Source organism: Vibrio sp. 10N (assembly GCF_036245475.1).
In the GTDB taxonomy this organism is placed as follows: Bacteria; Pseudomonadota; Gammaproteobacteria; order Enterobacterales; family Vibrionaceae; genus Vibrio.
The window spans coordinates 1,659,931-1,680,579 of record NZ_BTPM01000001.1; the positions used below are offsets into that span (position 1 = coordinate 1,659,931).

The 20,649-nt window shown below is 45.4% G+C and carries 23 protein-coding genes; 9 read left to right on the forward strand and 14 right to left on the reverse strand.

Annotated features, from left to right (window positions below; translation table 11 throughout):
• Positions 1-34: 34 nt before the first annotated feature.
• The 4 genes from AAA946_RS07765 to AAA946_RS07780 all read left to right on the forward strand — a co-directional run bounded on the left by AAA946_RS07765 (position 35) and on the right by AAA946_RS07780 (position 2,913).
• Positions 35-796: a tRNA-uridine aminocarboxypropyltransferase gene (locus AAA946_RS07765; RefSeq protein ID WP_338164342.1), complete on the forward strand. Its 762-nt coding sequence runs from the start codon at positions 35-37 to the stop codon at positions 794-796.
• Between the two features lie 152 nt (positions 797-948).
• Entirely contained in the window at positions 949-1,857 is a 909-nt protein-coding gene (nagK, locus tag AAA946_RS07770; RefSeq protein WP_338164343.1) for an N-acetylglucosamine kinase, read from the forward strand.
• Between the two features lie 142 nt (positions 1,858-1,999).
• Positions 2,000-2,443, forward strand: coding sequence for a type II RES/Xre toxin-antitoxin system antitoxin (gene parS, locus AAA946_RS07775; protein WP_338164344.1), 444 nt, complete (start codon positions 2,000-2,002; stop codon positions 2,441-2,443).
• The gene (locus AAA946_RS07780) at positions 2,443-2,913 is read left to right on the forward strand and encodes an RES family NAD+ phosphorylase (RefSeq protein WP_338164345.1); all 471 of its coding nucleotides are present in this window, start codon (positions 2,443-2,445) and stop codon (positions 2,911-2,913) included. Before parS ends, AAA946_RS07780 begins: the two co-directional genes overlap by 1 nt.
• A 46-nt stretch (positions 2,914-2,959) precedes the next feature.
• Here the strand turns inward: AAA946_RS07780 and yegS are convergent, their stop codons facing one another.
• Together yegS and AAA946_RS07790 are read right to left on the reverse strand one after the other, a co-directional pair.
• A complete protein-coding gene (yegS, locus tag AAA946_RS07785) occupies positions 2,960-3,865 on the reverse strand; it encodes a lipid kinase YegS (RefSeq protein WP_338164346.1) in 906 nt (301 codons plus the stop codon).
• Between the two features lie 53 nt (positions 3,866-3,918).
• Positions 3,919-4,722 carry a Cof-type HAD-IIB family hydrolase gene (locus AAA946_RS07790; RefSeq protein WP_338164347.1) on the reverse strand — a complete coding sequence of 268 codons (804 nt, stop codon included), beginning with the start codon at positions 4,720-4,722 and terminating at the stop codon, positions 3,919-3,921.
• Between the two features lie 149 nt (positions 4,723-4,871).
• Between AAA946_RS07790 and queE the strand changes: the two genes are divergently transcribed.
• A complete protein-coding gene (queE, locus tag AAA946_RS07795) occupies positions 4,872-5,552 on the forward strand; it encodes a 7-carboxy-7-deazaguanine synthase QueE (RefSeq protein WP_338164348.1) in 681 nt (226 codons plus the stop codon).
• Between the two features lie 20 nt (positions 5,553-5,572).
• Positions 5,573-6,259: a 7-cyano-7-deazaguanine synthase QueC gene (queC, locus tag AAA946_RS07800; protein WP_338164349.1), complete on the forward strand. Its 687-nt coding sequence runs from the start codon at positions 5,573-5,575 to the stop codon at positions 6,257-6,259.
• 61 nt (positions 6,260-6,320) lie between these two features.
• Here the strand turns inward: queC and AAA946_RS07805 are convergent, their stop codons facing one another.
• From AAA946_RS07805 to AAA946_RS07820, 4 genes are all read right to left on the reverse strand, one after another.
• A complete protein-coding gene (locus AAA946_RS07805; protein ID WP_042498718.1) occupies positions 6,321-6,680 on the reverse strand; it encodes a DUF2750 domain-containing protein in 360 nt (119 codons plus the stop codon).
• Positions 6,681-6,802: 122 nt separating this feature from the next.
• Positions 6,803-7,429, reverse strand: a complete 627-nt coding sequence (locus AAA946_RS07810; RefSeq protein ID WP_338164350.1) for an OmpA family protein — start codon at positions 7,427-7,429, stop codon at positions 6,803-6,805.
• Between the two features lie 2 nt (positions 7,430-7,431).
• Complete coding sequence (locus tag AAA946_RS07815) at positions 7,432-8,715, reverse strand: TolC family outer membrane protein (RefSeq protein WP_338165799.1); 1,284 nt, start codon at positions 8,713-8,715, stop codon at positions 7,432-7,434.
• Between the two features lie 431 nt (positions 8,716-9,146).
• Entirely contained in the window at positions 9,147-10,337 is a 1,191-nt protein-coding gene (locus AAA946_RS07820) for a class I SAM-dependent methyltransferase (protein ID WP_338164351.1), read from the reverse strand.
• A gap of 149 nt (positions 10,338-10,486) precedes the next feature.
• Between AAA946_RS07820 and yccX the strand changes: the two genes are divergently transcribed.
• Complete coding sequence (yccX, locus tag AAA946_RS07825; RefSeq protein WP_338164352.1) at positions 10,487-10,762, forward strand: acylphosphatase; 276 nt, start codon at positions 10,487-10,489, stop codon at positions 10,760-10,762.
• Positions 10,763-10,783: 21 nt separating this feature from the next.
• Here yccX and AAA946_RS07830 read toward each other — a convergent pair whose 3' ends face one another.
• From AAA946_RS07830 to AAA946_RS07855, 6 genes are all read right to left on the reverse strand, one after another.
• On the reverse strand, positions 10,784-11,113 hold the full coding sequence (locus AAA946_RS07830; protein ID WP_338164353.1) for a TusE/DsrC/DsvC family sulfur relay protein: 330 nt from the start codon (positions 11,111-11,113) through the stop codon (positions 10,784-10,786).
• Between the two features lie 180 nt (positions 11,114-11,293).
• The gene (locus AAA946_RS07835; protein ID WP_112461762.1) at positions 11,294-11,956 is read right to left on the reverse strand and encodes a Bax inhibitor-1/YccA family protein; all 663 of its coding nucleotides are present in this window, start codon (positions 11,954-11,956) and stop codon (positions 11,294-11,296) included.
• 216 nt (positions 11,957-12,172) lie between these two features.
• Complete coding sequence (locus tag AAA946_RS07840; RefSeq protein WP_042498733.1) at positions 12,173-12,922, reverse strand: amino acid ABC transporter ATP-binding protein; 750 nt, start codon at positions 12,920-12,922, stop codon at positions 12,173-12,175.
• Positions 12,923-12,943: 21 nt separating this feature from the next.
• Positions 12,944-14,041, reverse strand: coding sequence for an amino acid ABC transporter permease (locus AAA946_RS07845; protein WP_338164354.1), 1,098 nt, complete (start codon positions 14,039-14,041; stop codon positions 12,944-12,946).
• A gap of 1 nt (position 14,042) precedes the next feature.
• Complete coding sequence (locus tag AAA946_RS07850) at positions 14,043-15,245, reverse strand: amino acid ABC transporter permease (protein WP_338164355.1); 1,203 nt, start codon at positions 15,243-15,245, stop codon at positions 14,043-14,045.
• A gap of 68 nt (positions 15,246-15,313) precedes the next feature.
• Positions 15,314-16,342, reverse strand: a complete 1,029-nt coding sequence (locus AAA946_RS07855; protein WP_338164356.1) for an amino acid ABC transporter substrate-binding protein — start codon at positions 16,340-16,342, stop codon at positions 15,314-15,316.
• A 458-nt stretch (positions 16,343-16,800) separates the two neighbouring features.
• Here AAA946_RS07855 and AAA946_RS07860 point away from each other — a divergent pair, with 458 nt between their 5' ends.
• The gene (locus tag AAA946_RS07860; protein ID WP_338164357.1) at positions 16,801-17,739 is read left to right on the forward strand and encodes a siroheme synthase; all 939 of its coding nucleotides are present in this window, start codon (positions 16,801-16,803) and stop codon (positions 17,737-17,739) included.
• 49 nt (positions 17,740-17,788) lie between these two features.
• On the opposite strand, the gene AAA946_RS07865 is transcribed toward AAA946_RS07860, so the two are convergent.
• Both AAA946_RS07865 and AAA946_RS07870 read right to left on the reverse strand, forming a co-directional pair.
• Positions 17,789-18,271, reverse strand: coding sequence for a YajQ family cyclic di-GMP-binding protein (locus AAA946_RS07865; RefSeq protein WP_042498747.1), 483 nt, complete (start codon positions 18,269-18,271; stop codon positions 17,789-17,791).
• Between the two features lies 1 nt (position 18,272).
• On the reverse strand, positions 18,273-19,337 hold the full coding sequence (locus AAA946_RS07870) for a 3-deoxy-7-phosphoheptulonate synthase (protein ID WP_338164358.1): 1,065 nt from the start codon (positions 19,335-19,337) through the stop codon (positions 18,273-18,275).
• A 260-nt stretch (positions 19,338-19,597) separates the two neighbouring features.
• On the opposite strand from AAA946_RS07870, the gene AAA946_RS07875 reads away from it, so the two are divergent.
• The gene (locus AAA946_RS07875) at positions 19,598-20,497 is read left to right on the forward strand and encodes a putative PEP-binding protein (protein WP_338164359.1); all 900 of its coding nucleotides are present in this window, start codon (positions 19,598-19,600) and stop codon (positions 20,495-20,497) included.
• The last annotated feature ends 152 nt before the right edge of the window (positions 20,498-20,649 follow it).

The following is a 20,649-nucleotide window of genomic DNA, read 5'->3' on the forward strand; positions in this document are numbered from 1 at the left end:
AGAGTAGAATCCCGCCACCTTTTGTCAAAGTACCATGATTATGAGACGCCACGCCTTCCACGCTATGTATGATGAGCGACTTGCCGCAGCCACCAAACCCTTCAACGCCCGCGGTGCAAAAGTTGAACGTTGTAAAACCTGCCAAATCGCCAAGCAATACTGTATCTGCGAGCACCAACCCGCACCGAACCTTGATATTGCAGTCATGCTGCTGGTCTCTGATGCAGAGATTTTAAAGCCAAGCAATACTGGTCGTCTAATACTTGATACGGTTGAGCAAGGCTATGCGTTTCCTTGGCATCGTACCGAACCAAATGCAGACATGTTGGCGGTGTTAAATGATGAGACCTTACAGCCGATTATAATCTTTCCAGAAGAATATGTTGATGACAAAACACGTGTTCTAGAAATGGCTGAGCAAACTGAGTCAAACACGCTTCTACCTGAGGGTAAAAAGCCTCTGTTTATCTTTTTGGATGGCAGCTGGCGAGAAGCACGAAGAATGTTTCGCAAGTCTCCTTATCTCGATAAATTCCCGGTTTGTTCGATCAAACCAGAAGCGGTGTCGAACTACGTAATGCGCAAGTCTGAGAATGAAGACCACCTAGCGACCGCAGAAGTGGCCAGTTTGGTGTTTGAGCAATTTGGCGAACAGAAAACCGCCAATACACTTGCACTTTGGTTTGCCGCTTTTCGTGAAAGCTATATGTTGAGTAAGACTCGCTTCTCCTCCGATCTGACCCGTCCTGAGTTAAATAATTTCATAGCTCTAATAAAAAACGAGACGTTGCTCTAATAGTGCCCATTAAGGTGACGACTTGTTAACCAAGCGGTGCAAGCAAAGGTATAAATTGGGGCTGCATCACGGTTTGAGGGGGTAGGGATATGGATAATGCCATCAGTTATTCTATTTTTTCGCCTCGGATTGGGGTTTCAAGGAGAGTTTTCATGTATTACGGCTTTGACGTCGGCGGCACAAAAATTGAGTTTGGTGCTTTCAACGAAAAACTAGAACGTGTAGCAACAGAGCGCGTTCCAACACCAGTTGATGATTATCAAGTACTGTTAGATACGATTGCAGGCTTGGTAGCCAAATACGATGCAGAGTTCGGTACAGAGGGTAAAGTTGGTCTAGGTCTACCAGGTATGGAAGATGCGGATGATGGCACAGTACTTACCGTTAACGTTGCTTGTGCGAAAGGCAAGCCGCTACGCCGTGATCTAGAAGCGCTAATTGGCCGCCAAGTAAAAATTGAGAACGACGCAAACTGTTTTGCTCTGTCTGAAGCATGGGATGATGAATTGCAAGACGCGCCATCAGTACTGGGCTTGATCCTAGGTACGGGTTTTGGCGGTGGCTTTGTTTACGAAGGTAAAGTCTTCTCTGGCCGCAACAATGTAGCTGGTGAGTTAGGCCACATGCGTTTGCCTATCGATGCTTGGTTCCATCTAGGCGACAACCCACCTTTACTTCAGTGTGGCTGTGGTAAAAAAGGCTGTCTGGATAATTATCTATCTGGCCGTGGCTTTGAGCTGCTTTACACGCACTATTACGGCGAGAGCAAGAAAGCGATCGATATCATTAAAGCGCGTGAAGCAGGCGATGCCGATGCGACAGAGTTCGTTGACATGTTTATGGAACTGCTAGCAATCTGCTTTGCAAACCTATTTACTGCTAACGATCCACACGTTGTTACTTTAGGTGGCGGTCTTTCTAACTTCGAACTTATCTACGAAGAGATGCCAAAGCGTGTACCTAAGTACCTGCTCTCTGTGGCCAAGTGTCCAAAGATTGTGAAAGCGAAACACGGCGATTCAGGCGGCGTTCGCGGCGCTGCATTCTTGAACATCAAGTAATTGCTACTGTTTAAGTAGGATTGGCAATGAGTTGAGTAAGGCGACCCAGTGGGTCGCCTTTTCTGTTTTAGGCTGGAGTTGTCGCCAAAGCGAAAGTGATCTATCATTTGATATGTTAAGACTGTATCAAATGGTGAGTTAAATGAGTGCTTCAGCTAAATTCGTTCCTTCTCGTTCACAGGCTAGCTTTTGGTCGCAGATTGGCGTGCCTCCAAGAGGACGCAAACTCTATGAAGCGATAGAAGCAGGCTTCGACTTCTCGACTTATCAAAAGCTCGCGACGGCGACGGGTATCGAGAGAAAAGAGCTCGCTCGTATCACCAACATCAAAAGCGCAACGCTAAGCCGCCGAGCAAAGGATGGTAAATTCTCTTCAGATGAAAGTGACAGGCTTTACCGATATGCAGAAGTCTACAATGCGTCACTGCGCTTGTTTGAGAACAACAAAATCAAAGCGTTTCAGTGGATGCACAACCCAGTCAAGGCATTGGGATATATAGCGCCTAGTGACATGTTGAAAACCAGTGCTGAAACCGAAGAAGTATTGAGCGTCATTGGCCGCCTCGAGCATGGCGTGTTCAACTAATGCAGTTGTATCGAATCGTAAAGAGAAAGTTCGCGACAAGCATTGAGCAAGTTTTTGATGGTGAGGGAGCAAGGCGTTATGGCGGTCGATGGAATTCGACAGGCACACGATGTGTGTATCTCGCGACGTCCGAGTCTTTAGCGATTTTAGAAGTACTAGTGCACCTCAATGACTCTGAGCTACTCAATGACTATGAGCTGTATTGCATTGATGTGGACGATAGTGCGATCATCGAACTTGATCAAAGTTATTTACCTGATGATTGGCAAGAAGATCCGGCGCCGGCCTCAACAGCGCAAATTGGTGATGAATGGATAGCCAGTGATATAAGTCTTTGCCTTAAAATTCCATCAACTATCGTACCGAGAGAGTTCAATTGTCTGCTAAATCTCGCTCATCCTGATTTTAACTTAGAGAAACTTAACGTTGTTAAGCTTAGCTTTGAACCGGATCCTCGTTTGGCTGGTTAAGGAAATCAAGGTTCAGGAAATCAAGGCTGAGACAATCAAGGTTGAGTTAATCGAGGTTAAGTACTACGGGACTGTGAGCCGGAAGCACCAGCTTAATGGCGTTTGGAAGCACACTGAATTTGATGCGCTTTGATGTTAGTGGTTCACCATCGAGATTCACTGGCATCACTGAGTCAGAAATCCACTCCAATGTTTTCACTTGGTTTCGTTTTACAAACGTGCCACTAAACTCTGGTTGTTGCAGCAGTTCGTCAACCACCGCTGCAATATCACTAGGTGCAAACTCCTCTAATGAAACTACGTCAAGCAGTCCATCATTGAGCATGGCGTTGGGTGATAAAGGCTGACCACCGCCTGCCATTCTGCCGTTACATACAGCGCCGACGACAACGTGACTGTCTACTTCCTTGCCGTCATACAATACTCTGCCGCTAAAAGGCTGAAAGTTAATCGCTTGAACAAGTCCTGCAAGTGTATAAGCGCCACCGCCTAAAAAGTTTTTAAGAGCCACGGGGGTGTTTGCCGTGACTTGTGCGCCAAATCCGGCCGTGGCGATATTAATGAAGTGTCTTTCATTGGCGGATGCAGCGTCGATAAACGTGGCTTGGCCGGTAAGTGCTAGATGCAGCGCATCATAAGCGGAGAGAGTTGGAATTTCACAGGCTGTGGCAAAGTCGTTAGCCGTACCAAGTGGTAGGACGGCTAATTCGATATGAGAGAGATTCTGCTTGAGCAGGGCATCGACCACTTCATTGATGGTACCGTCACCGCCGCCAGCGATGAGGCGAGTGACACCCTCAGCACCAGCTTCTTGTACTAACCTTTCAATGTCTCCGCCTTCCCACGTCACGCGAACCTCAAGCTGATGCCCTTGTTCTCGAAGTTGATAGACCGCTTCTCGAATGTCTTCTTGAGCAGCTTTTTTACCGTTTAGCAGTAGGCGGATGGTCATGTTCTTTCCTTAAAACAGCAAGTTAGCACTGAGTGCAGCGAGAATACGAAAAACTATAGCACAAATTTCTCAATCGCTTTTGCTACACCGTCTTCATCATTACTGTCTGTGATGTAATCGGCAATCGTTTTGGTCGCGTCCATTGCATTCGCCATCGCGACACCTTTACCTGCAAACTTGATCATGTGATGGTCGTTTTCGGCATCACCAAAGCACATGGTTTGTTCATAAGGAATACCTAGGTGATCGGCTATGACTTTAACCCCTTCACCTTTATTGCTGAGTGGGTTTAAGAACTCTAAGAAGAATGGGGCACTTTGAACGATGGTGTAGTCATCGTGATACGATGCGTCAATCTTAGCGATACCCTCAGTGAGTTTGCTCGGCTCGCCAACAATCATCGCTTTAATGATTTCATGGTCATCTTCTAAACGTTCAAAATCATAAACAGTGAAGTCGAGCTTATTGATTTCTGCTTCGTGGTCGGTATATGGGTTAGCTTCTGTGGTAATCAATCCGATCTGCGTGCTGAACGCGTGGCAGTGCAGCCCTAAGTCGTTTGCAAGGCTAGCAATGCGCTTAGCATCTTTACCCGTTAGTGGCTGCTCGTGAAGCTTTTCACCACTTGCGACTTTTTCTACATAGGTGCCATTGAAGTGAATAACAAAGTCGTCTTGCTCTGTTAAACCTAATTCTACAAGTGCGTCCTTCATACCGTTAAGTGGCCTACCAGAAGCCAGAACGACTGTAACGCCTTTGTCTTTAGCAGCAGCGATGGCTTGTTTAGTACGAGGGGTGATGTTTTTATCGGATGTGAGTAGGGTTCCATCCATATCGATAGCGATGAGTTTGTACACGTGACTTACCTAAAAAAGAAATAAAACAAAACCGCATCAGAATAGGGAAATTAGCCGTAGACTGCCAGTGATTTTGTCGTCCGGTTAATGTTGAATTTCTAGCGCGCATCCTTTAAGGTCTGCTCATCTTACATAAATGGCAAAATTTAATGAGCGGTAAACAATTCAAGATCAATGAGATGTTTGAAACCATTCAAGGCGAGGGCGTGTACACAGGCGTTCCGGCGGTATTCATTCGTCTTCAGATCTGTAATGTGGGTTGTGCGTGGTGTGATACCAAGCAGACCTGGGAAGCAAAGCAAGAAGATGAGCGCACGTTCGGCGAAATCATTACTAAGCAAGGCGACAGCCCGACTTGGAGTGATGTCAGCGCCGATGAGATCGTTGCTATGTATCGAGCCCAGGGCTTTACAGCGAAACATATTGTCATTACTGGTGGTGAGCCTTGCGAATATGACTTAACGCCGCTTTGTGAGGCGTTTGAGGCTATCGATGCTCGTTGCCAAATCGAGACCAGTGGTACGTCTGAAGTTAGAGTCACTGATAATACTTGGGTGACAGTGTCACCTAAAATTGCAATGAAAGGTAAACGCGAAGTACTTACCTCAGCGCTAGAGCGTGCAAACGAAATTAAACACCCAGTGGCGACGGATAAGAACATTGAACAGCTTGATGAGCTGCTTGACGGTGTCGCATTGAAGCCGGATGTCGTGATTGCACTGCAGCCAATTAGCCAGAAGCCGCGTGCGACTGAACTTTGTATGAGCACGTGTATCGCGCGCAACTGGCGTTTGTCGGTACAAACTCATAAATACTTAAATATTGCATAACACCCAAGATGGAGATGGTAATGAAGAAGGCAGTAGTAGTTTTTAGTGGTGGCCAAGACTCGACCACGTGTTTGGTGCAAGCATTAAAAGAGTATGACGAAGTACACGCAATCACGTTCGATTACGGTCAGAGACACAAGCTAGAAATCGAAGTGGCACAAGCTTTGACAGAAAAGCTTGGCGTAAAAGCACACAAAGTGATGGATGTAGGTCTGCTCAATGAATTGGCCATCAGCTCACTGACACGTGATGACATTCCAGTCTCTCACGAGCTGCAAGAAAACGGCTTACCAAACTCGTTTGTTCCGGGTCGTAATATTCTGTTTTTAACCCTAGCCGGCATTTACGCCTATCAAATTGGCGCTTCAGCGGTCATCACAGGTGTATGTGAAACCGACTTCTCTGGCTATCCTGACTGTCGTAATGACTTTATTAAGGCAATGAACACTGCCTTAGTGCAAGGCATGGACAGAGAGCTGGATATCGTTACGCCGCTAATGTGGCTAGATAAAGCCGAGACATGGGCGCTGGCTGATAAGTATGATGCGCTAGAGCTTGTTCGTAACGAGACGCTGACGTGTTATAACGGCATTATTGGCGATGGCTGTGGTGATTGTCCGTCATGTGAGCTGCGAGCCAATGGCCTCAACCATTACCTCGATAATCAGCAAGCGGTGATGCAATCACTAAGCGAGAAATCAAACTAAAAAGAGGCGCATTATGCGCCTCTTTGTTATCTATCAACGTATTAAAACGGTAGAGTGTGGATTAGTTAAGCTTCAGATACAGCTTAGCAACCTCTGAAGGCTCCATTTCCTTACCATCTAGCTGATCGTTCCAGTTCGTGCCGATCAGTACGCCGTCTTCGTCCAATGTCAGTAGCCAATCTTCAACGAAGATATCAAGAGGGATGTGCAGTACTTCAAAGTCAGCCCACTCTTCAACGTTGTGAGTTTTTGCGTCTTCTTCTGACGACCAGAAAGGCATTACTTCACTGTTTTCGAACTCGGTTGAATCACACGCCAACCAACCATCTTCGTTGCGAAGACCCCATACAAGTTGGGTTTTGCTTGTTTCTTCAATAAACAACTTTAAGTTTTGTTCGATATCAGACGTTAATTTACTCATTGTTATCTACTCATAGTAAGAACTGCTTACAAGACTAGCATGAGATCGTTAATATCTAAATGAAATGGCAACAAAAAAGCGCCCAACGTGAGCGCTTTGAGTGCAAGTGATGCATTAGTAATCTACTTGCCAATCTTCGTGAAGATTGTCCACTCCTTATCGACTTCACCTTTGTAGCCGACGACTGAAGCGACAACTTTGCGGTTCATCGCATGGGCAAACTCGCTGTCACCCAGCTCTTCGGGCTTAGTTTCACCAAAACCAACAATGCTTAGTCTATTAGGGTCGATACCGTTGTTTATGATTGCTTGACGAACCACATCGGCACGATTTTGCGACAACACCATGTTTTTATCAGCGTTACCAACGATACTGGCAAAGCCTTGGATCTCAATTGAGGTCTCAGGGTATTCTTTGAGAAATTTTGCCATTTCAGTAATTTGGTTTTGAAACACAGGTTTGATGAAGGTTGAATTGTTATCAAACAAAATACGTAGCGCCAAAGTGTTAGATACATCGAGGTAACGTTCACAGCCATCGTTATCGAGTGCTGACCCTTGTGGTGTTGTAATACATAGGTCGCGAGCGTTGATAACACCATCCCCGTCATCATCAAGCAGATCTGCTTTTTGGTCGGCAATCGGGGTGGGAATGTAATCGTATTTGTCGTTTTCTTTAGTGGACGCCTGAACGGCAGCAAGTGGCATTACCATTAGGCCACAGATGAGCAGTTTTCTCTGTAGTTTCATGATTAGTACTCCACTTTCTCATTCCATTCGGACGGAGTATCGACGCGTAATGCATCAAGTAGACCTCCCGTCGCGTTCATTACACGATAGCGTGCGAATTGCTCCGCGTATTTAGCGTCTAAATAACCCTTACGCGCTTCGAACAGTTCATTCTCGGTGTTCAACACGTCCAGCAATGTACGCTTGCCAATTTTGTACTGCTTTTGATAAGCCACAACAGTGTCCGAGGCAGAGTCTACGTGATCAGACAGAAATTCTCGCTGTTGGACTGTGAACTCTAGCCCAGTCCAAGACAGTTTTAAGCCTTCTTCTACCATCCGATATGTGCGGTCTCTAAAGTCTTTTGCTTTATTGAGTTGGTAAGCGGCCGACTCAGAGCGATCAGAGTCCGAACCACCGTTGTACAGGTTGTAACGCATACGAAGCATAGCACGGGTTTCGTTATCGGTACCTATGTTGCCGCCAGCGTCATCACGCCAGTTGTGTCCAGCATCAATATAGAATGTAGGATAATTAACCCCCTTCGTTTGCTGGTACTGGAAACGCGCCGAATCTACATCGACTTGTGAAATTTTAATGACGGGGTGTCGCTCCATAGCAATCTGGAGTGCATCATCAACGGTAAAAGGGATCGCAACTTCATCGGCTCTTGGATACTTGAGGCCGAGTGGTGCTTGCCCAACTAAGCGCTTAAATTGGGTATGGGTGTCGAACAGATTATTTTGCGCTGCGAGTAAATTACCGTGAGCTTTGGCGATACGTGCTTCTACCTGAGACAAGTCAGCTGTCGACCCTATACCAGAATCCACACGCTTTTTAATGTCCGTGTAGATTTTTTTATGCACATCTAGATTGGCTTCCGATAATGCGAGTACTTCATACGCTTTGGTCGCATCTAAGTATATTTGTGCAACTTCAAGAGCGATATCAGATGCGTCTGCGAGCAGTTGATAACGTACTGATTCGGCTTCAGCAGCCGTTCTGTCGATGTCGTTGAGCGTCTCATTACCGTCCCAAATGAGCTGCGTCAGAGTGATGCCGACTTCCTTTCGGGTGAGGGACTCGTTCCTACTGTTGAGGGTATTCTCTCGGTCGAAATCGGTTTTTTCGTATCCAATCCCGCCATCTAAGTCGACTTTTGGCCTGTATGCACCAACCGCGGCATCGGCCTCATAGCGCTTGCTCACGTATTCATTGTAGGCGGCTTTAATATCTGGATTCGTCTTGAGTGTGAACGCGACGGCTTGCTCAAGGGTTTGGCTGCTGACAGGAAGGCTAAGAGCCATAAAACAAGCCGCAGCGGTAGTGGTAAGCTTATTCAAAGTCTTTCTCCTTGATCCTATGCTCAATAGACGGCTCGGCGCGAATCGTTCAAATTCTAAGTCGTTAGTATGAGTTGGCATCGAGCCAATACTGCTTTCGTTTATAATAATTTCAGCCAAGTCATAATGTTACCTACTGTAGTCTTAACTATAGCGACAGCTTAGGGTATTTCAATGTCGATTTGTCGGGATTATGTATCTATTGTAAGACTCGAGTGGATTTCACATTACGACTAATGATCCACTCTTACATACTATTGAAAGTAGTAAAGAAAATAGCCAATGCAATTAAAACAATGAAAAGCTATCTTGTTTTTGAGACGGCAGGTACAAAAAAGCCAACCTATGTTAGGTTGGCTAGGAATACTTACCAGGTTGAATCCGGGCAGGAAAAACTACAGTACTTTACAAGCAAAGCCCTTAAGGTAGAAACCTTCTGGGTAGGCCGTATCGGTAGGATGATCCGCCGCTTGTTCAAAGCGTTCAACAAACTTCACTGAACGGTTGGCATCAAGCGCAGCATCGGCAATGATTTTTTGGAACAGATTACCATCCATAAGACCCGAGCAAGAGTAAGTGAGTAGCGTCCCACCAGGCTTAAGGATTTGCATTGCTAACATGTTAATGTCTTTGTAACCGCGACAGGCACCATTGAGCTGAGCTTTAGATTCGGCGAACTTAGGTGGATCCATGATTACGACATCAAACTTGGTGCCTTGGTCACGATACTCACGCAATAATTTGAACACGTCTGCGTTGAGGAATACGGCTTTTTTCTTCTCTGTAAAGCCATTGAGCTCAGCGTTGTGTTTTGCGGTGTCGAGTGCCAATTGAGACACGTCAGCGTTAATTACACGCTTAGCGCCACCTTTGAGCGCATAGAGGCCAAAGCCACCGGTATAGCTAAAGCAGTTGAGCACTTCTTTATCTTTTACATATTTTTGTGCTTGGAAACGGCTATCACGTTGGTCGAGATAAAAACCGGTCTTATGACCGTTGATGATATCAACACTGATTTTTACGCCGTTCTCTTCAATGACAACCGGCTCATCCGGTGATTTGCCAAACAGAACGCCAGTTCGCTCCTGCAAACCTTCTTTTTTTCTCACTGAAACGTCAGAGCGCTCGTAGATTGAGCAATCTGGGAAGCAGTGGTTCAGAGCTTTCACCAAGTTGTCCTTTTGGTTTTCGGCACCAGCGCTGAGCAACTGACACACCAAGAAGTCGCCATAACGGTCAATGGTTACACCTGGAAGACCATCAGATTCAGCCGCAATTAAGCGATAGCCAGTTAGGCCGTCACGCTCAATGATGTCTTCGCGTAGCAATTGTGCTTGCTGAATACGCTGGATGAAGAACTCAACATCGATGTCTTGTTTGGTAAAACTCCATACTCGCGCACGAATTTGAGAGTTTGGAGAGTAGGCGGCTTTTGCCAACCACTCACCGTTGTGCGCATACACGTCAACTGTCTCGCCAAGTTCTGGGGTGCCATCGACACGAGAGATGCCTCTAGAGAAAACCCAAGGGTGTTTGCGTCGGAGTGATTTTTCACGGCCTTTTACAAGGTGGATAGCTGATGCCATGGTATGCCTTACGATGTTGAAACGGAGAAAAGGTGGGGTATTTTGTGTGAAGTTTCAAATAAATGCAAATTGGCGTTATTACTTAAAACGTCAACCCTTCATTCTGAACTAAAATCAGCATAGCATGCGATGGTTTTAGGAGAGTAATTATGACGCAATATTGTCAGAAGTTGATTATTACCGGCATGGTTCAAGGTGTTGGTTTTCGCTATCACACGTGTCATGAAGGTTTAAAGCTTGGGCTTACCGGATATGCAAAAAACTTGCATGATGGCTCGGTAGAGGTGGTTGCTTGTGGTGAGGAGGCTAGGGTAGAGGCGTTATGTGAGTGGCTATTAAAAGGCCCTAGGACGGCGAGCGTGGACTCGGTAACCAGAGAGCCTTGTGAGCAAAGCAAAACCTATTCAGGCTTCGTTATTATGTAGCAAAGCGGTTGTGCAGATTAATTACAAGCACTTTGCTGGCTTAGGAAGACCCGCAAGTTTAGTGGCTTGCTTTGCAGGCCCTTTTTTGAATAACTTAAATAGGTATTTACTGTTGCCTTTTTCCGGGCCGTGCGCTTTTTCCATGGCTTTCACTAGCATTCTTACCGCTGGTGACGTATTAAACTCTTCATAGAACTCGCGAACAAATAGAACCACTTCTAAGTGAGCGTCTGTTACTTCAATGCCTTCTTGCTCTGCCAAAATTGTGATCATACCTTGTTCCCAATCTTGATGATTGAGTAGGTAGCCTTCTGCATCGGTATCGATGGTTTTTCCGTTGTATTCAAACATGATTTGCAATCTAGTTGAGGATCATCGACGCAAGGTTAGCTTAGGTTTATCTTATTTATCAAGTACCGTGTGATGTTTAGGCTTTCTATTCCGCTCTGATTTTTTAGTGCTCATAGGCAAACAAAAAGCCCGAGACATTGTCTCGGGCTTCATACAATCTATGTAATTAATGAACTAGGATTAATCGTTGTTCATAATGCCTAGGATAGACAATAGGCTGATAAATAGGTTGTAGATAGATACGTACAAGCTAACCGTTGCAGAGATGTAGTTCGTTTCACCGCCACGTACAATTTGCTGAGTTGTTAGCAAGATTACGCCAGTAGAGAACAGAACAAACATGCCACTCATTGCTAGGTGAATCATTGGCATTTGTAGGAAGATGTTCGCGACCATACCGATAAGCAGAACAACAAAGCCTGCCATTAGCACGCCGCCTAGGAATGACAAATCACGCTTAGTTGTCAGTGCGTAAGCAGAAGCGCCTAAGAACGCCAGAGCAGTACCGCCCAGAGCTGTCACGATGACATCACCCATTCCTGCGCCAACGTAAGCGTTTAGGATAGGGCCTGTTGTGTAACCAAGGAAACCCGTGAACAAGAACGTGAATACTAGACCCATGCTGTTGTTACGGTTCTTTTCAGTTAGGAATAATAGGCCGTAGAAACCAACCAACATTAGGATTAGACCTGGACGAGGTAGGTTCATTGCCATAGAAAATGCCGCAACGACCGCAGACCAAAGTAGCGTCATAGAGAGCAGCGCGTAAGTATTTCGCAATACTTTGTTTGTTTGCAGTACACTCGCCTGAGCAGAACTGCGAGATACCATAGGATCGTTCATAATCTTCCTCATAGATGATTGACTTATGTTTATATGACTATTTATGGGGTTGATTGTTCAAAAGATCAAGTCCCGCAGCAAAAGTCGTTGAACAAAATCATAATAAAAATAATTGGTTAAGGATATAACAAGATGTAACACAATATTTCCAGTGTACATCAGTAACCTACAAAGAAAAAGGCGACCCAGGGGTCGCCTTTGTTACATATATTGTTATTAATGATGCAATATTTGACTGAGGAAGTTTTGCGTCCGGTCAGATTGAGGGTTTTCGAAGAAATCAACTGGGTTGTTTTCTTCAATAATTTCCCCTGCATCCATAAAGATAACGCGATCCGCGACTTCCTTTGCAAACCCCATCTCATGCGTCACACATAACATTGTCATGCCTTCTTCTGCCAGTTCCACCATTACATCCAGTACTTCGCGAACCATTTCTGGGTCGAGTGCTGAGGTTGGTTCATCAAAAAGCATGACTTGTGGATTCATACACAGTGAACGTGCGATAGCAACACGCTGTTGCTGACCACCCGAAAGCTGACCTGGGTACTTGTCCGCCTGATCTGGGATCTTAACGCGTTCAAGATACTTCATTGCAATCGCTTCAGCTTCTTCTTTAGGCATCTTTTTCACCCAAATTGGGGCAAGAGTACAGTTCTCTAGTACCGTTAGGTGAGGGAAGAGGTTGAAGTGCTGGAAACACATGCCGACTTCGCGACGCACCGCTTCGATGTTTTTCAGATCTTCGGTTAGCTCAGTGCCAGAAACGTAAATGTGCCCAGCTTGGTGCTCCTCTAGACGGTTAATACAGCGAATCATCGTTGACTTACCTGAGCCAGACGGGCCACAGATAACGATTTTCTCGCCTTTTTTAACGTCTAGATTGATGTTTTTCAGTACGTGAAACTCGCCGTACCACTTATTCATGTCCTTTAGTTGGATCATGTAATCTTCTTGTTGCGTCATAATACGTCCTCGAATTTCCGTTTATCGTTTGTGACCGGTATGCAGTTTGTTCTCAAGCCATATCGAGTATCTCGACATGCCAAAACAGAACACCCAGAACACTAACGCGACAAATACATAACTTTCCGTAGCAAAACCTAACCACTCAGGGTCGGTGTTCGCAGCTTGTCCAATACCGAGTACATCGAACATACCGATGATGAGTACCAGACTGGTATCTTTAAAGAGACCAATAAAGGTGTTTACGATCGATGGGATAGTGATTTTTAGTGCTTGGGGTAGCACAATCAATCCCATCTTTTTCCAGTAACTTAACCCAAGCGCATCCGCGGCTTCGTATTGACCTTTTGGAATCGCTTGTAGACCACCACGAATAACCTCGGCCATATAAGCAGCACTAAACATGACCACACCAATAAGTGCGCGGATTAGTTTGTCAGTTTCTACACCTTCTGAGAAGAATAGCGGTAGCATAACCGATGCCATGAATAGCACCGTAATCAGAGGTACACCACGCCAAACTTCGATATATACCGTACAAATACTGCGGATGATTGGCATCTCCGAGCGGCGACCCAAGGCCAGCGCGACACCAATCGGTAGCGATACGATAATACCCACTAATGCGATAATGAGCGTAACGAGTAGGCCACCCCAGCGGTGCGTTTCTACGACTTCTAGTCCAAACACGCCACCGTAAAGCAGTGCTGCTGCAATGAATGGGTAGATATTGACAAAGAATAGCCAAATCCAAACTCGCTTCGGTGTGCGCTCGTAGGCGAGTAGGGCAACGAACAGCGCTAATGTTGCGTAAAACAAGCGTGGTCGCCACAGCTCGGCTTGTGGATAGAAACCATACATGAACTGTTCCCAGCGTACGCTGATAAATACCCAACATGCCCCTTCACGAGAACAAGCATCACGCGTTGTACCTACCCAGTCAGCTTTAAGAATTGCCCAGTCGAACACATACCAAAGTAGTGATAGAGCAAAGTATCCTAAAACAATCGTCAATACTGAGTTAGCTGGACCATTAAATAAGTTTTTACGTAGCCAACCTACAACACCTACGGTGTTGGCTGGTGGCGGGAGATCGGGTTGAAATTGATGCTGATTCATATTATCTCTCCACCAAAGCAACTTTCTTGTTGTACACGTTCATCAGTGCAGACGTAAGCAAGCTCAGAGTGAGGTAGACGCCCATTGTCATTGCAATAACTTCGATCGCCTGACCTACCTGGTTAAGTGTGGTACCTGCGAATACCGAAACCAAATCGGGATAGCCGATTGCCATCGCAAGTGACGAGTTTTTCGTCAGGTTCAAGTATTGGCTGGTGAGTGGTGGAATGATGATACGCATCGCCTGAGGAATAACGACAAGCTTAAGCGTTCTTGAACGTGGCAGCCCAAGAGACATCGCAGCTTCAGTTTGACCGTGGTTAACGGCGTTGATACCGGAACGTACAATTTCAGCGATAAACGAGGCGGTGTAGATACTTAGCGCCAACGTTAATGCCGCAAGCTCAGGGATGATGCTAATACCACCGCGGAAGTTGAAGCCTTTCAATACTGGGTATTCAGCCGTGATAGGCATACCCATGATAAAGAACACAACCGTTGGCACACCAAAAATAAGACCAAGGGCAATTCGGCCCATCGGTGTTTGTTGACCTGTCAGTTTTTGGCGGTTGTTAGCCCAAATATTGATAATGATTGTCGCAACAACACCGACAACAAACGCTGCGATTACAACGCTACTGCCTTCGCCAAATACTGGGGCAGGGAAGTAAAGACCGCGAACGTTCAAGAAGATCGCTTCGCCCAAACTCATACTCTGACGAGCAGAAGGCAGCGCTTGAAGTACCGCGAAATACCAAAAGAAAATTTGCAGCAAAAGAGGAATGTTACGGAAAATCTCGATATAGACAGCAGCAAAACGGCTAACCAGCCAGTTTGATGACAATCTCGCGATACCCATGACAAATCCGAGAATGGTTGCAAACACAATGCCCAGTACAGAAACCAGAGCCGTGTTTAAAAGTCCCACGTAGAAGGTGCGTCCGTAAGAGAAGGTTTCGTCGTACTCAATGAGTGTCAGACCAATACCAAATCCGGCCTCTTGACTTAAGAAGTCAAAACCAGTGGCAATACCACGCGCAGCAAGGTTATCAAGAGCGTTGTTAACGATGGTATAAAAGAAAAGTCCGAGAGCGAGTAGGGCTAAGACCTGGAATACAACGGAGCGAAAGGTGGGGTTGTATAGTAGATTTGCGCTTTTCGCAGGTTTATCCTGCGCTGCGACTTGAGTCGTAGTAGGTTTCATACAGCTATAACCTCAAATCCTTTGAAAAAGGGCGGTAAAACCGCCCTTATTGGAGCATGAAAACGCGATTAGCGAATTGGTGGCGCGTACATGAAGCCGCCAGCATTCCATAGTGCGTTTACGCCACGAGAGATTTGCAGAGGAGAGCCTTCACCTACTGTACGCTCGAAGCTTTCACCGTAGTTACCTACTTGTTTGATAACTTGGTAACCCCAGTCGTCAGCAATGCCAAGACCTTTACCTTTAGGACCGTCAACACCAAGGATACGCTTGATGTTTGGATCAGTAGATTTCAGCATTTCATCAGCATTTTTAGAAGTAATGCCGTATTCTTCTGCGTTCACCATAGCGGATAGTGTCCACTTAGCGATGTTGAACCACTGGTCATCACCTTGACGTACTACAGGGCCAAGAGGCTCTTTAGAGATGATTTCTGGTAGTACTTCCGCAGAGCTAGGATCCGCAAGGTTTAGACGAAGCGCATAAAGACCAGATTGGTCAGTAGTAAGCACGTCACAACGGCCAGAGTCGAAACCTTTTGAAGTTTGTGCTGCCGTATCGAATACAACTGGCTTATACTCCATACCGTTGTTACGGAAGTAATCGGCTAGGTTAAGCTCGGTTGTTGTACCAGATTGAACACATACAGATGCGCCATCCAGCTCTTTAGCGCTTGTTAGGCCAAGTTCTTTTTTGACCATGAAGCCCTGACCATCGTAGTAGTTAACACCAACGAAGTTCAGACCTAGAGCCGTATCACGGTGTAGAGTCCAAGTTGTGTTACGGGAAAGAACGTCGATTTCACCTGATTGGAGAGCGGTAAAGCGTTCTTTTGCTGTTAATGGAACGTATTTAACTTTGGATTTGTCGCCCAGTACTGCAGCAGCTAAAGCTTGGCAGTATTCTACGTCAATACCTTCCCACTCACCTTTTGAGTTAGGGTTAGAGAAACCTGGAAGACCAGTACTAACGCCACAAGTTAAAACGCCAGCTTTAGTGACTTTGTCCAGAGTGGAGTCTGCAGCCATTGCTGAAGTACTCATCATCGCAGCAGAAGCCGCCACTAAAGAAGCAATAAGAGTGAGTTTCTTTGCCATTGTGTATCCTTCCTGTTATTTCCGTGTAAGTCAGGTCCAGCCTGAATACCATGTGCTAATTATTGTTGTGTTTCGGTAGAGGCTGTTGTTTTTGAACCGAATTGGTGCAAGTTGTCACAGCCGTTTAAAGCGTAGATAATGAACTGTGAATACTCAAATTATTAATTTAAATGGTTTTTTGAGTAGTCACTCAACGCCAAACAATTGTTAGAATGGCTAAGTGTGATGACTTTGTAAATAGTGCAACCAAGCACTAAAAAAGTGAATTAGAGAGTGGTGTGTTAAAGTTTCGTTAAATCGAAACAAAGTTGATGTGAATTTACAAAATGGTTGTATTTTCATCTACAAAATATCTGAAATTTGGTTGTAAATAGTTTTGTGATCAATGTCTCGGTGACAATTTTGCACTGTTTTGGTGACTATGAATGAATAGTTATATCGTTTAGAAAAGGAAAATTATGCGTTACTTTCCACTGTTTATGGACTTACTTGAAAGGCCGGTCTTAGTTGTTGGTGGCGGTGAAGTCGCCTGCCGTAAAGTAGAAACACTTGTTCGAGCTGGAGCCAGTGTTACAGTGGTCTCACCTAAAGTAGAGCCCTATCTTCAAGAGTTAAGTGAGAGTGGCAAATGTGTTTGGGTTCCGCGTTTTTATGAGCAAGAGTTGATGCGCAAGGAATTCGTTCAGGTTTGGGCGACAACCGACAACCCAGAGCTTAACCATAGAGTGCATAAAGATGCAAAGAAGGCTGGTATTTTAGTCAACGTGGTCGACGATACTCCCTATTGTGACTTCATTACTCCTTCGATTATTAACCGAGGAAGAGTGCAAATTGCCATCTCAAGTGGTGGCTCATCGCCAGTTCTGATTCGTGGTATTCGTGAAAAGCTTGAAGCGGTGTTACCGATGAACACGGCTCAACTGGCCGATTTTGCCGCCAGTAAACGCGGAGACATTAAGCGCCACTTTGCGACTGTAGATGAGAGAAGAAAGTTTTGGGAGCTTTTTTTCAAGCAGCCGCTTGTTATTAACTGTAAAGATAACCAGGAGCTTGAAAAAGCCTATCAAGCGCTGATTCACGCTGATGCCGAATTTACCGATTCGTGTACTTGGATTGAATTTGGTGACGATCCTGAACTGCTACCGATCAAAGCGATGCGAATTATGCAGGAAGCGGAAATCGTATTTCATGACAATCAGTGTCCGTTTGGTTTTGTCGACCTAGTAAGGCGAGATGCAGAGCGAATTGCGTTCGATGATGTTACTCAGGTATCTTCTGACATTATGAAAAGAAAAGCGGACAAACAACGCATTGTAGTGTTTGTTGAACCAAATTCGTCATCTTATAAGCTGCTAAAGGAAGGTGATGAAGTGATTGAGTTAGCGAAGGTAAAATAAAAGGGCGAAACGCCCTTTTATTGTATGAAGACAGTGTTCGTGAAAACGCTTAGTCTCTAAAGTTATTGAACTGGAATGGCTGGCCAAGCTCGCCATTTTTAACCAGTTGCATGGTCGCTTGAAGGTCATCGCGCTTCTTACCAGTTACGCGAACCTTGTCACCTTGAATCGACACTTGAACTTTGATTTTTGAATCTTTAACAAGCTTGACGATTTTCTTCGCGATAGGAGTCTCGATGCCTTGTTTGAACAACACCGTCTGGTTCCATAGCTTGCCAGATTGTTCCGCAGTTTGAGATTCCATTGCGTTTACATCAACACCACGTTTGGTTAGATTGCCACGCAAAATGTCACGCATTTGCTTAAGCTGAAAGTCACCCTCACAAGAGAGTTTGACGGTTTCATCATTTAAAGTGAATGTTGCTTCAACATTGCGAAAATCAAATCGAGTAGAGATCTCACGGTTCGCATTGTCTACGGCGTTGCGCAGCTCTACGGTATCGATTTCAGAAACGATATCAAAAGATGGCATGTTAACTTTCCTTTTCGTTGCGTTGTTTAACGGCGTCAGCAAGAATATCGAGCATATGAACGGTGTCGTTCCAGCTCAAGCACGGATCGGTGATTGACTTGCCGTAAGTGAGGTTATGGATATCTTCCATACCCTGATTACCTTCCTCAATAAAGCTCTCAGCCATAATGCCTGATACTTTGTGAGAACCTGCAATAATTTGGCGCGCGACTTCTTTAGCGACGTCGATTTGCTTGCGGTGTTGCTTTTGACAGTTAGCGTGGCTAAAGTCGACAACCAGTCGTGCTGGTAAATCAAACGATGCCAGTTGCTCGCATGCTGCATCGATAGACGCTTCGTCAAAGTTCGGGCCTGTATCACCACCACGCAGAATCACGTGACCGAATGGGTTACCACTGGTGCGATACACAGTCATGCGACCATGCTTATCTGGCGAGTAGAAGTAATGAGAAGCATGCGATGCACGAATCGCATCGATAGCAATTTTAACGCTGCCGTTAGTACCGTTTTTAAAGCCAACTGGGCAAGATAGCGCAGAAGCCATTTCGCGGTGGATTTGTGACTCTGTAGTACGAGCACCAATCGCGCCCCACGTGATAAGGTCAGCAATGTATTGACCAGTAATCATATCGAGAAACTCAGTGGCTGTCGCTAGACCAAGTTTGTTGATATCAAGCAGCAAACCACGTGCTTTGTTAAGACCCGCTTCAAGTGCGTAAGATCCATCTAGGTTAGGGTCAGTAATCAAACCTTTCCAACCGACTACGGTACGCGGCTTCTCAAAGTAGGTACGCATCACGATAAACAATTCATCTTTGTACTGATCTTGGATAGCGCTGAGGCGTTTTGCATAGTCTAAAGCCGCATCGGTATCATGTACCGAACAAGGGCCTACGATGCACAGCAGACGGTCATCGTCTCCCGTTAGAATATTTTCAATTTGGCGGCGAGAATGCGCAATGCGCTCTGCTACGTCATCAGTAATTGGGTGGTTAGCGCTCAATTCTGATGGAGTTGGCATTGGACCTAATGCCTGTGTTCTTAGTTCATCGGTCTTTAATGGCATGATGGTTCAGCCTGCAAATTATTATGAAGCGGTTAAGATAACGGAATTGGCCAGTAGAATAAACCACTAATATAGCTATTGCTCAATCATTTCCATGATCACTTAAATTTTGGCGCTATGTTTGCCTAAAAACACAGCAATTTGCCTGTTAAGTTACTGAACAGAAGTCGGTTAGCCATTAAATTGCCTGATTCCCTTGTATTCTATGTGGTGAGTCGGTATTTTGCCAAAAGAAGCAATAAATAGAGCATGGAGCAACAATGAGTTACCAATCAGAACAGCCTCAAACCAGTACACAGTCGGGACTCAAAGTCGGCAACGTGTTGCCCAGTTTTGTAGAGCAAGTCCCTGCCTCTTCTTTGTATGTATCAATCTCCGAATTGATTATGGAAAAGGTGTTTTTCCACCCTGGTTTCGCCGCTGCAGAGTCGGAGCTTGACCAAGTAGAAAAAGAGGCAATCCAAGCGCTACTTGGCGAGCAAAATGTTGAGCAGTTTTTCGTGACGACGCTGGTTGACGCGATTACCTCATCGATTACGCCAGAACATACCACCATTTGTGTTGAGCTCAACGATGCCACTAGCTATGAAATGAGCGCGTTACTCGGTGGTAAAGTTGAAGTTGATGAGGTCAACCCACAACTTGGCTTGCGTGGTGTGTCTCGCTTTTCATCAGAATCGTATCAAGCTTGTTTTGCGCTCGAGTGTGAAGTGATTAAAGCACTGCGTGCTGAAGGGCATAACATTGAGATTGTGGTGCCTTGTGTGCGTGCGTTGAGCGATGCTGCAAAGATTATTGACAGGTTAGCGGAGCGTGGACTGCCACGAGGTCTTAATGGACTTAAAGTTTTGTATGCTTGCGATACACCATCGGCGGTATTGCTGTCAGAACGATTACTGCATTACTTTGATGGACTCGTCCTCAAGCTAGAAAGCTTAACGCAGTTGACGCTTGGTGTTGACTTGATGCATGAAGAGTTAGCACATTTGTACGATCCACAAAATGAGGCGGTATTAGCTCTTGTGAAACAAGCGTTAGCAGCCTGCCATCAAGTGAACAAACCAGCGAGTATTGTTGTCGACAACCTGTCTGACTTGCCTCAGTTGGTGGAACTGCTTCAAGATGAAAACAAGGTAACTGTCTTTCCAGTGAGTGAATAGACACGTTTTCAGTTTCGTTCCAAACGAGCATTCGAATAGACGGCTGACTTCTTGGTATAGAAGTCAGCCGTTTTTTGTGCTTGGTTGTTAGTGTCCATCCTTTGTTTTGTTAACATTTTTTTGACAACTGCTTGTTATTTTGGCTTACTGGT

Coding starts and splice junctions, on each gene's coding strand:
- AAA946_RS07765 (WP_338164342.1), top strand. CDS start 35: ATGATTATGAGACGCCACGCCTTCCACGCTATGTATGATGAGCGACTT.
- nagK (WP_338164343.1), top strand. CDS start 949: ATGTATTACGGCTTTGACGTCGGCGGCACAAAAATTGAGTTTGGTGCT.
- parS (WP_338164344.1), top strand. CDS start 2,000: ATGAGTGCTTCAGCTAAATTCGTTCCTTCTCGTTCACAGGCTAGCTTT.
- AAA946_RS07780 (WP_338164345.1), top strand. CDS start 2,443: ATGCAGTTGTATCGAATCGTAAAGAGAAAGTTCGCGACAAGCATTGAG.
- yegS (WP_338164346.1), bottom strand. CDS start 3,865: ATGACCATCCGCCTACTGCTAAACGGTAAAAAAGCTGCTCAAGAAGAC.
- queE (WP_338164348.1), top strand. CDS start 4,872: ATGAGCGGTAAACAATTCAAGATCAATGAGATGTTTGAAACCATTCAA.
- queC (WP_338164349.1), top strand. CDS start 5,573: ATGAAGAAGGCAGTAGTAGTTTTTAGTGGTGGCCAAGACTCGACCACG.
- AAA946_RS07805 (WP_042498718.1), bottom strand. CDS start 6,680: ATGAGTAAATTAACGTCTGATATCGAACAAAACTTAAAGTTGTTTATT.
- AAA946_RS07810 (WP_338164350.1), bottom strand. CDS start 7,429: ATGAAACTACAGAGAAAACTGCTCATCTGTGGCCTAATGGTAATGCCA.
- AAA946_RS07815 (WP_338165799.1), bottom strand. CDS start 8,715: ATGGCTCTTAGCCTTCCTGTCAGCAGCCAAACCCTTGAGCAAGCCGTC.
- AAA946_RS07820 (WP_338164351.1), bottom strand. CDS start 10,337: ATGGCATCAGCTATCCACCTTGTAAAAGGCCGTGAAAAATCACTCCGA.
- yccX (WP_338164352.1), top strand. CDS start 10,487: ATGACGCAATATTGTCAGAAGTTGATTATTACCGGCATGGTTCAAGGT.
- AAA946_RS07830 (WP_338164353.1), bottom strand. CDS start 11,113: ATGTTTGAATACAACGGAAAAACCATCGATACCGATGCAGAAGGCTAC.
- AAA946_RS07835 (WP_112461762.1), bottom strand. CDS start 11,956: ATGAACGATCCTATGGTATCTCGCAGTTCTGCTCAGGCGAGTGTACTG.
- AAA946_RS07840 (WP_042498733.1), bottom strand. CDS start 12,922: ATGACGCAACAAGAAGATTACATGATCCAACTAAAGGACATGAATAAG.
- AAA946_RS07845 (WP_338164354.1), bottom strand. CDS start 14,041: ATGAATCAGCATCAATTTCAACCCGATCTCCCGCCACCAGCCAACACC.
- AAA946_RS07850 (WP_338164355.1), bottom strand. CDS start 15,245: ATGAAACCTACTACGACTCAAGTCGCAGCGCAGGATAAACCTGCGAAA.
- AAA946_RS07855 (WP_338164356.1), bottom strand. CDS start 16,342: ATGGCAAAGAAACTCACTCTTATTGCTTCTTTAGTGGCGGCTTCTGCT.
- AAA946_RS07860 (WP_338164357.1), top strand. CDS start 16,801: ATGCGTTACTTTCCACTGTTTATGGACTTACTTGAAAGGCCGGTCTTA.
- AAA946_RS07865 (WP_042498747.1), bottom strand. CDS start 18,271: ATGCCATCTTTTGATATCGTTTCTGAAATCGATACCGTAGAGCTGCGC.
- AAA946_RS07870 (WP_338164358.1), bottom strand. CDS start 19,337: ATGCCATTAAAGACCGATGAACTAAGAACACAGGCATTAGGTCCAATG.
- AAA946_RS07875 (WP_338164359.1), top strand. CDS start 19,598: ATGAGTTACCAATCAGAACAGCCTCAAACCAGTACACAGTCGGGACTC.